Genomic DNA, 12,627 nt, shown 5'->3' with positions numbered 1-12,627 from the left:
ATCCGGACGAGGCCGCTATCAAAAGCGGGCTTAACGCCCTCTCAGCCGGTCACCGTCGAGATCTGGGGAGCCTCATGCACAGAGGCGCCGCCCCGCCGCAGACACACCATCAGCACGATGGCGACGGCCAGGCTCACTGCCGGCACGATGAGGCCGAACGCGGTGTTGCCCTCCTTGGCCACCTTTCCGATGAGCAGCGGCCCGACGAACCCGCCGAGGGAGGCCACCGAGTTGATGACTGCGAACCCGACAGCGCTCTGAGCGCGGCTGAGCACTTCAGTGGCCAGGGCGAAGAAGGGCGGGATGTACGAGACGATGCCGATGGCGAACAGGCACAGGCCGATGAGTCCCGGCACGGGAACGTTGCGGAAGACCATGGTCAGGACGAGTCCCGCGACGGCGGTGAGCAGGCAGCCGATGACCGCGGCCTTGCGTTGGCCGGTGCGGTCGGAGAAGCGTGCGACGAACAGCATGGCCAGCGCCGCGCACACGTAGGGCAGGGCCCCGATGAAGCCGATGTTGGTGGGTGAGTATCCGGAATCCAGCTGCGCGACGATCTGCGGGAGGAAGAAGGTCATGCCGTAGGTGCCGACACCACCGAGGAAGGACACGACGGCCAGGTGGAGGACCCGAGGGTTCTTGATGGCGCGCAGTTCGGGATGGCCGGCTCCTTCCGCGTTGGCGCCGTCCCTGGCCTGGTAGTCGGCGTTGATCTCGTTGTCGAGCCAGGTGGATTCGGCGCTGCTCAGCCAGCGGGCCTTGGCCGGGCGGTCGGCCATGCGGAAGAAGGTCCACAGCCCCAGGAGGATCGGCGGCAGGCCCTGCAGGACGAACAGCCACCGCCACGAGGCGAGCCCGAACCAGTCGACGTGGTCCAGGATCAGGCCGGCGCTCACACTGCCGACGATGAGTCCGACGGGCATGGCGAACACCATGCCGGCCAGTGCGCGGCTGCGGTCCTGGCTGAGGAACCAGTAGGTGAGATAGAGGACGAGGCCCGGGAAGAGTCCCGCCTCCGCGATGCCCAGGGCGACCCGGGCGATGTACAGGTGGGTCGTGTTGGCGATGAAGCCGGTGAGCAGGGTGACGAGTCCCCAGGTGACGGCGATGCGCGAGAGCCAGGCGCGGGCTCCGACCTTCGCCATGATGATGTTGCTCGGTACTTCCAGGAGCACGTACACGATGAAGAACACGGAAGCTGCCGCCGCGTAGGTGGCAAGCCCGATGCCGAGGTCCTTCGACATCGTCAGCTCCGCGTAGCTGATGGTGGAGCGGTCCATGTAGCTGAACATGTAGAGCAGGAACGCGATCGGCAGAACGGATCGCTTCACCCTGCGGATGACGCCTGGGCCATCGACACCTGGAGGGGTGGGTGTTGTGTCGCCTGTGGTCATGAGATCCGTCCAACTTCGTTGTTGTCGAGGACATTCACGAGGGGCGAAGGGCTACCGGGAAGGCTCAGTGCCCGTTCGGGGTATCGGTGAGAGACCGGATCAGGTGTGCCGCGTCGTCGGCCGATTCGAGGTCTGCCGCTGCCCGCTGGGTCGCGACGATCTGCTCAGGCGACGGCGGTACGGCGGCCAAGGCGGCGCAGTCCGCGAACTTCGCGTTGATGTCGGTCCAGGCCAAGGGCCTGGTGGCGGAGCCAGGTGTGTCCTCACCGCTCTGCTCGACGCGGCGGCCGTCCCTGGTGACGATCTCGACGCGTCCGCTGGGGAGTTCGTCCTTCCAGTCGAGGGCCGGATCGGACACAGTCACGACCTTGCGTGCGAGCTTGAGGACTCGGTCGTCCTTCAGCGCCGCTTGCGTGAGATCGCCGGCCTTGAGGTCGCCGTGCACGGCTGCCATGGCCACCAGGAACGGCAGGCTGAACCGGGCGTCCATGAGCGTCGCAGGCGCCCGCCGCGCGTCCAACGGTGCGCACAGTCCCTCATGGCAGTCGCCGGCGTAGACGCGAAGTTCCTGGATGTCGTCGCTGTTCAGACCGTGGCGGGCCATGGCCTCCAGCGTCGCGTGGATGTGGCTGTGCGCGGTGCCGACGGCCGCCCATGGCTTGTAGAGCGTGGCGGCTCCGTAGTACTCGCCACCGAGGTTGTCGAGGATCTTCTCCCGGTCGTAGCTGCCGCCGAAGTAGGTGGCGAAGAAGCCGTTCTTCCCCTCGAAGAGGGTGTCGGTGCCCTTGGCTCCCCGCTGCGCGAGGAGGGCGGCGAGTACACCGCCCTTGGCGGAGAACCCGGCGTACATGCCGCCGAGTTCGCTGCCGGGGCCGCTCACCATGTCCATGAAGCCGCCTGACTGGATGGCACCGAAGCTGAAGGCGTGGGCGAGCCGGTCGGGTGGGAGGTTCAGTAGCCGTCCGGCCGTGGCGGTGGCGGCGAGGACACCGATGACGGACGACAGGTTCCAGTCCTGACGCCAGCCGACGTGTCGCCGAAGCCGGGTGAAGAGGTCCTGGCCGACCGCGACGGCCGCGATCAGGTCCTTGCCGGAGATCCCGCCCTGCCGTTCAACGACGGCGAGGGCGGCGGGGATGATGGAGGTGGCGGAGTGCTGGCCCCACGGTGTCTGGTCGTCGAAGTTGAGGCAGTGCGCCATAGCGCCGTTGGCGAAGGCCGCCATGACCGCCGACGTCCGGAAGCCGTGGCCGAGGACGGTCGCCTGCGGCTGCCCACCGGCATCCCTGACGACGTCGACGGCGGCGCGCGCCGCGGGCTCGGTCCCACTGGCGGCAAGGATCACGCCGAGCGTGTCGAGGAGCGACTTCTTGGCACCGTCGACGGCGGGCTGCGGCAGCTTCTCGTACGCGGCTTCTGCTGCGAACTCGGCCAGAACGCCGGACAGTTCGGCGGGGTGGTCCGAGACGCTCGTGGAGTGCGTCATGTGTCTCCTCCGGTTCGATGTGTACGGGGGTGTGCCGACCCGGCCGCACCCGGGCCGACACACCGTGAGGGGGCCGATTGGCGGACTACCGGACCATGTAGCCCGCGTCGGCGGTCAGCACCGAGCCGGTCATGAACGCCGAGTCCTCCGAGGCGAGGAAGAGGGCGACGCGCGCGATGTCCTCGGGCTCGCCCAGCTTGCGCAGCGGGGTGCCCTGCTCGTAGCTCTCCCGCCAGGCCTCATCGGCGAGGATGTTCGCCACGAGTTCGGTCTGGACCAGGCCGGGCGTGATGACGTTGGCGCGAATTCCGTTGACGCCGTAGGTCTGGGCCACGGCCCGGGTCATGCCGATCACGCCCGCCTTGGCGGCGGTGTAGGCGTGGTTGGGAGCGCCGATCCAGTGCCCGGCCAGGGAAGCAATGTTGATGACCGATCCGCCGCCACCCTGGATCATGTGCGGCAGCGCGTACTTCCCCATCAGGAAGACGCTCTTGAGGTTGACTGCGATGGACTTGTCGAACAGCTCCTCGGTGAGGTCGATCGTGGGACCGTCCTGGGAGTCGTCGCGCGGTCCGGGCTTGCGGAAGTTCGCGCCGGCGTTGTTGTAGAGGACGTCGATCCGGCCGAACTCCTCCATGACGCGCGCCACCGCCGTGCGGACACTCGCCGCGTCGGCGACGTCGCAGGCCAGCGGAAGCAGCCCGGGCACGCCGAGCTCCCCTGCCGCCGCGGCGGCCTTCTCGCCGTCGAGGTCCAGCATGGCGACCTTGGCGCCCTCCGCCTGGAAGATGCGGGTCGCGGCGAGGCCCTGGCCGCGCGCCGCTCCGGTGATGATCGCGACCTTGCCGTCGAGCCGTCCAGACATGGGTGTACTCCTCAACTTAGGTGTGGGAAAGCGAACTTGGGCCACACGGCAGGACAACAGGCCGGCCCATCTGGGTGCCGCGGTCCTGGGTGGGGTGAGGGTGTGCTGCGGCGGGGCGGAGTCGTACGCCGACTTCGGGGCCCCAATGACGTCACACGTAGATGTGTCGGTGACGCGGCATCTGGTTGTCGCCTTGCCGCCGGGTGTGTACGGCGGCGGGAGCCTGCCGCCGCCGAGCGGCGGCAGGCCAGGTTCTCAGTGGAACGCGCGGCCTCCGTCGACGCCCAACACCGAGCCGGTGACGTAGGAGGCATCGGTGCTCGTGAGGAAGAGGAGAGAGGCCGCGATCTCGGTCGGGTCGGCGATGCGCTGCAGCGCGTAGGTGGACGCGGCGGCGTCCCGGTGGCCGTCGGCCATGGCCGTGTCCACCATGCCCGGGGCGATGCAGTTCACCCGGATCCGCGGGGCCAGTTCGGCCGCCAGCGCCTTGGTCAGGGCCACGATCCCGCCCTTGGACGCGGCGTACGCCGTGTAGCCCGGGGAGTTGGGCAGCAGGCCCTGCCCCGAGGCGATGTTCACGACGCTGGCGGCGGCCTCCCGGGTCAGCCAGGGCAGGAAGCTGCGGGTCACGACGTACGTGCCGGTCAGGTTCACTTCCAGGACGCGGCGCCAGTCGGCCGCCGGTACGTCGGCGGCCAGGCCGCGGAACATGATGCCGGCGGCGTTCACCACGCCGTCGATACCTCCCAGCTCCACGGCCGCGCGCTCGGCGGCGGCCGCCACCTCGTCCTCCGCGGTGATGTCCACCTCGAAGGCGGACCCACCGGTCTCCTGGGCGGTCTCCTTCAGGCCGCCCGGGTCCCGGTCCAGGAGGGCGAGGGAGGCGCCTTCTTGCGCGAAGAGGAGGGCGGTGGCCCGGCCGATGCCGGATGCCGCGCCGGTCACCGCGATGCGGCGTCCGCGCAGTCGGCCGCGCGCGGCATCGTCCGGTATCGGTGCGCTGCTCATGCTTCTGCTCCATCCAGTAGATGTGTGAGAGGGGGCGGCCTGCCGGTCGTGGGCAGGGGCACGGCGGTGAGGTCAGCGCATGACGAACGCGTTGGCCGGGGCGTCGTCGTTCGTGGACAGGACGATGCTCTTGGTCTCCAGGTACGCGTCCACGGCCTCGATGCCGTGTTCACGCCCGAGTCCGGAACGCTTCATGCCGCCGAAGGGCACCATGTAGCTGTACGTCCGGTAGGTGTTGACCCACACGCTGCCCGCCTTGAGCGCCTTGGACATGCGCATGGCCCGGCCGATGCCGCGCGTCCATACCCCGGCGACCAGGCCGTACGGGATGTCGTTGGCGATGCGGACCGCTTCTCCCTCGTCGTCGAAGTCGAGGACGGCCAGGATCGGCCCGAAGACCTCTTCCTGGGCGATCCGCATGTCGTTGGTGACATCCGTGAAGATCGTGGGCTCGACGAACTGGCCCCCGGTCAGGCCGGGTCCGGTGGCGGGACTGCCGCCGAGGATGCGGCGGGCGCCGTCCTGCTTGGCCACGTCGATGTAGTGGAGGACCTTCTCGTACTGGGCGGGGGTGGAGATCGGGCCCACGTTCGTGGCCGGGTCCATGGGGTCGCCGAGCCGGATTCCCTTGGCCAGTTCGACGATCTTGGCGAGGAACTTCTCCTTGATGGAGGAGTGGACGAGGAGACGGGAGCCCGCGGCACACATCTGTCCGCCCGCGCCGAAGATCCCCGAGACGACGCCGACCGCGGCCAGGTCGAGGTCGGCGTCCTCGAAGACGATGTTCGGGGACTTGCCGCCCAGTTCCAGCGAGACCCGCTTGACGTTGCGCGCGGCCGTCTCGTAGAGCTTCGCGCCGGTGGTGTCGGAGCCCGTGAAGGCGATCTTGGCTACATCGGGGTGCTCCACGAGGGGCGCGCCCACGTCCGGGCCCAGGCCGGTGACGACGTTGAACACCCCGTCGGGCACGCCCGCTTCGGCGAACAGGCCGGCGAGTTCCAGTGTGCTGGCGGAGGCGTACTCCGAAGGCTTGACGACGACGGCACAGCCGGCGGCCATGGCCGGCGCGGCCTTCACGGTGGCGAACCACAGCGGGGAGTTCCACGCGGTGAGCGCGGCGACGACACCGACCGGTTCACGGCGTGTGAAGGCGACCGAGTCGGCCTTCTCCAGCGGGATCGAAGAGCCTTCGATCTTGTCGGCGAGACCCGCGTAGTAGTACCAGCAGTCGGCCACGGCCTTCATCTGGCCGGTGACCTCCGCGAGCAACTTGCCGTTGTCGCGCACCTCGGTCTCGATCAGGGTCTGGGCGTGCTCGGTGATGGCGTCTCCGATACGGCGCAGCACCCTGCCTCGTTCGGAGGCGGTCACGGTGGACCACGGCCCCTGCGTCATGGCGCGGTGGGCCGCGGTGACCGCGCGCTCCGCGTCGGTTGCGTTGCCGCGGGCGATGCGGGCCCAGGTCTCGCCGCGGTAGGGGTCCGTCGAGTCGATCCAGGCGCCGCTGTCCGGCTGCACCCAGGCGCCGTCGATGTAGTGCAGGTACTGCTTCATGTTGCGTGTCCTTACTGGCGGTTCACTACTGCGGGGTGTTGCTGGCGGTCATTGCGGGTGAGGTCTCGCGCCGGCCGGACGGTCGCACAGCTTCCGTGTCCGAACCCAGGTCGCGGTGTCCGCCCTCGCGGCACGTCGAGACGGCGACGGCGGACACCACCAGCACGAGAAGGTTCACGGTCATGACGAGCTTGCTGCCGCCGAGGGCCGTCAGGCCGGCGGCGACGAACGGTGCCGGGGCCGCGAACAACACGTTGGCTCCGGTGTAGGCGAGCGCCATGCCGGTGAATCGGACCTGCGTGGGGAACTGCTCGGCGAACAGGGCGGGTTGGGCGCCGCTGAGGAACTGGATGGAGCACATCACGAGGGCGACGATGGCTCCGGTGACGACCGGGTTGGGGGTCGCGGCGGTGAAGAAAAGAACGATGCCGACGAAGCATCCGCCGAGGCCGATGTGCCAGACGCGGCGCCGCCCGATGCGGTCACATACGTACCCTCCGGCGATCGCGAAGCCGGCGGAGAGGCCGTTCGCGACCACCATGATGACCGTCGCCGTCTGGGCAGACATGCCGGTCGCGGAGGGCAGATAGCTGAGCCCGTAAACCGCGATCAGATAGAAGCTCAGCGTCGTACCTGCCCAGGCGAGCATCAGTCCGATCACCTGGCGTGGATGCGTCTTGAGCACGCGGATGCCGGCGCCGCGGGAGCTGCCCTCGGCGGGCGTCGCGATCTCAGCGTCCTTATTGTCCGCGAAAGCCGGCGTCTCTTCCAGCTTGAGACGGATGAACACCGCGGTCGCGACGATCACGATGCTCCCGATGAACGGGACCCGCCACCCCCAGGCCAGGAACTGTTCCTCGGTCAATGACGCGCTCAGCACAGCGATGACGACGTTGCCCAGCACCTGGCTCAGCGGAGACCCGATCACCACGAAACTGCCCATGAGGCCGCGGCGGCTTCTGTCGCAGCTCTCCACCGACAGGATCTGGCCGCCGGTCGCCTCGCCCCCGAGCGACACCCCCTGCACGAAGCGGAGCGCGACGAGAAGGACGGCGATGCCGACTCCCCTGCCTGTCGGCAGGAAGCCGATCAGGATGGACGAGGCGCCCATCAGCGCGAGGGTGACGAAGAGGATCGGCTTGCGGCCGATCCGGTCACCGAGGTGCCCGAAGAGAACCGCTCCGAGCGGTCGTGCCGCGACCCCCACTCCGAAGGTGGCGAACGAGGCGAGCAGGCCGCCGGTCGACCCCAGCTGGTGGAAGAACAGCTGCGGGAAGACCGTCGCGGACAGGATCCCGTAGGTAGCGAAGTCGAAGTACTCCAGGGCGGAACCGAGGGTGCCGCTGGCGACCGTGCGGACTTCCATCGACTTCAGGGGCTTCTTGCCGACGGTGGTGCTGTGCGGCTCTGGTGGTGCGGAGGCGGACGTCATCGGCTGCTCCTAGTCGGGGTCCCGTGCCGGGAGTTGGGGGTGGTTTAGGGGCTGAGGGCGTCGATCAGGTTTTTGGTGACTTCGTCGGTGGTGGCGGTGCCGCCGACGTCGCGGGTGAGGGTTCCAGCGCCCGTGACGGTCTCGATCGCCTTGTTCAGGCGGGCCGCCTGGTCGGGCAGGCCGAAGTGCTCCAGCATCAACGCCGCACTGCCCACCGCGCCGATCGGGTTGGCCAGGCCCTGCCCCGCGATGTCGGGGGCCGAGCCGTGCACCGGCTCGAACATGCTCGGGAAACGCCGCTCGGGATTGAGGTTGGCACTGGCCGCGAGGCCGAGACTGCCGGCAAGGGCGCTGCCGAGGTCGGAGAGGATGTCGGCGTTGAGGTTCGAGGCGACGACGACCGACAGGTCCTCGGGCTTGAGCACGAACTTCGCCGACATGGCATCGACCAGCACACTCTCCGTCTCCACGTCCGGGTACTCGGCGGCCACCCGCTTGAACACGTCGTCCCACAGCACCATCCCGTACTGCTGGGCATTGGACTTGGTCACCGAGGAGACCTTGCGGCGGCTGCGAGTGCGGGCCAGGTCGAAGGCGAAGCGGATGATGCGCTCGCAGCCCACCTCGGTGAACAGCGAGGACTGGACGGCCACTTCACCGCCGGGACCGCGCCCGGAGAGGTTGCGGCCGCCGAGACCCGCGTACTCGCCCTCGCTGTTCTCGCGGACGACGACCCAGTCGAGTTCGGTGTCGTCGGCCTTGCGCAGCGGGCTGACCACACCGGGCAGGAAGTGCACCGGGCGGACGTTGGCCCACTGGTCGAAGTTCTGGCAGATCTTCAGGCGCAGGCCCCACAGGCTGATGTCGTCGGGGACGCTAGGCCAGCCGACCGCGCCGAAGTAGATGGCGTCGAAGTCCTTGAGCTGGTCGAGGCCGTCGTCGGCCATCATCTTGCCCGTACGGGCGTAGTACTCGCAGCCCCAGTCGAACTCCTGCCAGTCGAAGGCAAACGCTCCGGCGCTGTCCGCGGCGAGCGCATCGAGCACCTGGCGTCCGGCGGCCACGACCTCCTTGCCGATGCCGTCCGCGGGAATCGCCGCGATGCGGAAGGTGCGGAGAGTGGTCACGAGATGGCTCCGTCCAGTCGAACCAGTAGCCCGGCGTTTCAGCCAGGTCGTGTTACAGGTGATTGAACGGCTGACGTCGCGAGTGTGTCCAAGACCGGTTCGCTTCCCGGCTTGGAGGCAGCGCCTATCGATGGATGCGATGGCCCTTGGGGCGCAGCAGGTGGGACAGCTAAGCGCGCTCTCGCTCAAGCGCCTCGGATACGGGAGCGTTGTCCACGTAAATGCGCTGGTCGACGAACTTGCCGTCAACGATGGTGATCTTGGAGGCCGCCTTGATCTCGATCACGACCCCGCTGTGGAGTGTCCAACGGCCGATGGACTCGAAGAAGACCACCCCGCCCTCTTCCTCCCACACGTTCACGAGGTCGTGTCCGAGCGATGCGACATCGTCAAGGGCGTCACGGAAGGCCGAGACGACGTTTTCTCGCCCCTTGACCTCGGGGCTGTTCCCGAACGTGAGCGTCATGTCCTCCGCGTAGTACGAGCCGAACTCATGGGGGCGGTTCGCCTCCATCGCGGCGTAGTACTCGGTGAGCAGCCTGAGTGTCTCAGTGCTTGCGTGCATGGTGATTCAGACCCTTGCCTCGGGAACGTGGCCGGGCTGCCGGTGATTCAACAAGGCCACCCGGGTTTCATTGACTGAATCTCACATTGCAGGATATTGTCCAGGACGCATCCGAGAAGTGTGTGCGCCGTCACACTAGAGCCGCCGGCGTGAAACACCAGATGGTGCGGATTTCAGCGACGCTCGGGCACCACGTGCTCGACGCCCCCTCGTATCGCCGACTGCGGCACCACGCGCTGCGGCGCCCGCCCGTCGGCACACACACCAGCCATCACCTGCGGTTACGGGACGACCTCCAGGGAGACTGCATGTCTGACAATCCACCGTCCACGCGCGTCCTGCCCCGCCCAAGCGGTCGTGAGGACCCGAGGACCTTCTTGTTCCGGCTGACGGCGATCGCCAGCCTGGGCGGCCTTCTCTTCGGGTTCGACACCGGGGTGATCTCGGGCGCACTCGTGTATCTCCGCGAGGACTTTCAGCTGACCGCGGTCACCGAGGGGCTGGTGGTCACTTCGCTGCTCTTCCCCGGCGCGACGGCAGGCGCGCTTCTGGGCGGACCCGTCGCCGACCGGGTGGGACGCAAGAAGTCACTGGTGATCGCCAGCGTGATCTTCGTCGTCAGCACGATCGCATGCGCGTTGGCTCCCAGCGTCGCCATCCTGATCGGGGCCCGCATCGCGCTCGGCTACGCCGTCGGTGTCGCCTCCGTCGTCGTACCGCTGTATCTCGCCGAGATGGCGCCGGCTTCACAGCGGGGCCGCATCGTCACGATGAACCAACTCATGCTGACGATCGGCCTGTTCCTGGCATTCGTCGCCAACGCGGTACTCGCCAATCTGATCAACGACCCTGTCGTGTGGCGCTACATGGTGGGCGTCGCTCTCATTCCGGCCGTCGCACTTCTCCTCGGCATGTCGCCGCTGCCGGACACACCTCGCTGGTACGCGAGCAAGCAGATGTGGTCGAAGGCGCGCCACACGCTGCAGCGGGCACACCTCGCCGACCGGGTCGAGGCCGAGTACGAGCAGATCACGGCGGTCGTCACAGCGGACGCGGCCAAGGGCAAGGCCTCCGTCCTCGCCGCCCTTCGCCGTGAACCGTGGATGAAGCGGTTGATCCTGGTCGGCATCGTCTTGGCGATGGCCCAACAGACTACTGGCATCAACGTGGTCATGTACTACGCGCCGACCGTGCTGCAGAGTTCCGGCCTCACCCGGTCCGCATCGCTGCTCGCCTCCGTCACCGTCGGAATCTCGATGATCGTCTTCACGGTGGTGGGCATGTGGGTTCTCGGTGTGATGGGGCGCCGCAGGATGATGCTGCTCGGATTCGGCGGTGTGGCCGCCTCCCATCTGGGGCTCCTCATCACCTATCTGCTGCCGGACTCGAGCCTGCGCTCGTACCTGATCCTGCTTTTCATGCTGCTGGTCACGGCGTTCATGCTGACCTTCCTGGCCACCACGGGCTTCCTGGTGCTCTCTGAGCTGTTCCCGCTGCCGATCCGCGGGTTCGCCATGGGCGCTTCGCTCGGCGGACTGTGGGTCGCCAACTCGCTCATCTCCTTCCTGTTCCCGATCCTCGCCGAGCGGTACGGCTCGGTGGCGGTGTTCTCCGGGTTCATGGTGCTCAACATGCTGGCGACGCTCTTCGCGTATCGCTGTGTCCCGGAGACCAAGGGACGCACCTTGGAGGAGCTCGAGGGTGAACTGCGCGACCGCTACAGCGGCACGGTCACCGAACGCCCCCTGCTCTGACCTCGACACCTTCCACACCCCTGGTTCATGACAGAAAGCGAGAGAGAGAATGACTGCACAGAGGTTCGCCGGCAAGGTCGCCTTCGTGACCGGCGCCGGTAGCGGCATCGGCCGTGCCACGGCGAGGGCCTTCGCCGCCGAGGGTGCTGATGTGGTCGTGGCCGACATCGACTCGGCCGGCAACGAAGAGACCGCCCGACTCGCCGCCGAGCACGGCGGCCGGGTGCTCACCGTCAAGTGCGACGTCACGTCTTCCAGCGAGATCCGGGCTGCTGTCGAGCAGACGGTCCGCGAATTCGGCCGCCTCGACATCGCGTTCAACAACGCCGGGATCGAGCAGCCCCCGGCGCCTCTCGTCGACATCGCGGAGGAAGAGTGGTCGCAGCTGCTCGACATCGACCTGCGCAGCGCGTTCTTGTGCATGAAGTACGAGATCCCCGCCATGCTCGACAACGGCGGCGGCTCCATCGTCAACACGTCGTCCGGCGCCGGCGTGGTCGGGATCCGAGGGCAGGCCGCGTACGTCGCCGCCAAGCACGGGCTGATCGGCCTGACGAAGTCGGCGGCGCTGGACTACGCCGCACAGGGCGTCAGGGTCAACGCGATCTGCCCGGGCATCATCGAAACGCCCATGATGAACAGGTTTTCCGGCGGCACCCCCGAGGGCCGCGCCCGAGTGATCGGCCAGGAGCCCGTCGGCAGGATGGGCAGCCCCGAGGAGATCGCTTCCGCCGTGCTCTGGCTCTCGTCCGACCTCGGCGGGTTCGCGACCGGCCACGCGATGGTCATCGATGGTGGTCAGACAGTCGGCATCTGACACCCCAACGCACATCTCACCAACGCACACATCCCACGGCCGAGCACATCACCACTTGGAAGGAACACCAGCATGGCTGGAGAGCACCGTGAATTTCAGTCGCGTCTGATCGTCACCGGACTTGATGACGACGGCAGATCGACCTTCGTCAGCGACGGTCCGACGACCGACCGCCTTGTCGCGGATGGCTACACCCGGAACCACCTGTGGCAGGCCACCCAGGTGCCCACTCCGGTGATGGCTACGAACGGCCCCGGCGACGCCGCGGTCATCCCGCCGCCGCCCGCCGGCTACAACTACGTCATCACAGCCTTCGCCCCTGACAGTGAATGGGACTACGAAGGGGGCTACGCGCGCATCCTGGCAGAGTCGGGCGCCGCCGACGCGGTGGATCCGACGGACGCACCCGGCATGCACACCACGGACACCATCGACATCGTCACGGTCATCTCCGGGGAGGCGTGCGTGCTGCTCGACGCGGGCGAGACGACCATGCGGCAGGGAGACACCATCGTTCAGCGCGGCACCAAGCACGCCTGGCGGAATCGGACCGACGAGCCCGTCGTGGTCTCGGCAGTTCACATCAGCGTGATCCGCTGACCGCGCGACCAGAAAGGGAAGACAC

11 protein-coding genes are annotated in these 12,627 nt (G+C 67.8%); 3 read left to right on the top strand and 8 right to left on the bottom strand.

Annotated elements, in window-relative coordinates:
- Nucleotides 1-41 precede the first annotated feature (41 nt).
- From OG746_RS36910 to OG746_RS36875, 8 genes are all read right to left on the bottom strand, one after another.
- Nucleotides 42-1,331, bottom strand: a complete 1,290-nt coding sequence (locus tag OG746_RS36910) for an MFS transporter (RefSeq protein WP_266722723.1) — start codon at nt 1,329-1,331, stop codon at nt 42-44.
- Nucleotides 1,332-1,458: 127 nt separating this feature from the next.
- Nucleotides 1,459-2,880 (bottom strand): MmgE/PrpD family protein, encoded by a 1,422-nt coding sequence (locus tag OG746_RS36905; protein ID WP_266722721.1) that lies wholly within the window; start codon nt 2,878-2,880, stop codon nt 1,459-1,461.
- Nucleotides 2,881-2,965: 85 nt separating this feature from the next.
- Nucleotides 2,966-3,745 (bottom strand): SDR family NAD(P)-dependent oxidoreductase, encoded by a 780-nt coding sequence (locus OG746_RS36900; protein WP_266722720.1) that lies wholly within the window; start codon nt 3,743-3,745, stop codon nt 2,966-2,968.
- 255 nt (nt 3,746-4,000) lie between these two features.
- The gene (locus tag OG746_RS36895; RefSeq protein WP_266722718.1) at nt 4,001-4,753 is read right to left on the bottom strand and encodes an SDR family NAD(P)-dependent oxidoreductase; all 753 of its coding nucleotides are present in this window, start codon (nt 4,751-4,753) and stop codon (nt 4,001-4,003) included.
- Between the two features lie 72 nt (nt 4,754-4,825).
- Entirely contained in the window at nt 4,826-6,307 is a 1,482-nt protein-coding gene (locus OG746_RS36890) for an aldehyde dehydrogenase (RefSeq protein ID WP_266722716.1), read from the bottom strand.
- A gap of 25 nt (nt 6,308-6,332) precedes the next feature.
- Nucleotides 6,333-7,739, bottom strand: coding sequence for an MFS transporter (locus OG746_RS36885; RefSeq protein WP_266722714.1), 1,407 nt, complete (start codon nt 7,737-7,739; stop codon nt 6,333-6,335).
- Between the two features lie 44 nt (nt 7,740-7,783).
- Entirely contained in the window at nt 7,784-8,866 is a 1,083-nt protein-coding gene (locus tag OG746_RS36880; protein ID WP_266722713.1) for a tartrate dehydrogenase, read from the bottom strand.
- 169 nt (nt 8,867-9,035) lie between these two features.
- Nucleotides 9,036-9,431, bottom strand: coding sequence for a nuclear transport factor 2 family protein (locus OG746_RS36875; protein WP_266722712.1), 396 nt, complete (start codon nt 9,429-9,431; stop codon nt 9,036-9,038).
- Between the two features lie 308 nt (nt 9,432-9,739).
- Here OG746_RS36875 and OG746_RS36870 point away from each other — a divergent pair, with 308 nt between their 5' ends.
- The 3 genes from OG746_RS36870 (at nt 9,740) to OG746_RS36860 (ending at nt 12,602) form a co-directional block, all read left to right on the top strand.
- Complete coding sequence (locus OG746_RS36870) at nt 9,740-11,185, top strand: sugar porter family MFS transporter (protein ID WP_266722711.1); 1,446 nt, start codon at nt 9,740-9,742, stop codon at nt 11,183-11,185.
- Between the two features lie 49 nt (nt 11,186-11,234).
- Entirely contained in the window at nt 11,235-12,002 is a 768-nt protein-coding gene (locus tag OG746_RS36865; RefSeq protein WP_266722709.1) for a glucose 1-dehydrogenase, read from the top strand.
- A gap of 72 nt (nt 12,003-12,074) precedes the next feature.
- Nucleotides 12,075-12,602: a cupin domain-containing protein gene (locus OG746_RS36860; protein ID WP_266722707.1), complete on the top strand. Its 528-nt coding sequence runs from the start codon at nt 12,075-12,077 to the stop codon at nt 12,600-12,602.
- Nucleotides 12,603-12,627: the final 25 nt, after the last annotated feature.

It is taken from the genome of Streptomyces sp. NBC_01016, assembly GCF_026341035.1.
In the GTDB taxonomy this organism is placed as follows: Bacteria; Actinomycetota; Actinomycetes; order Streptomycetales; family Streptomycetaceae; genus Streptomyces.
The sequence above is the reverse complement of the archived record's forward strand: the minus strand, read 5'-3'. Positions and strand labels throughout refer to the sequence as shown.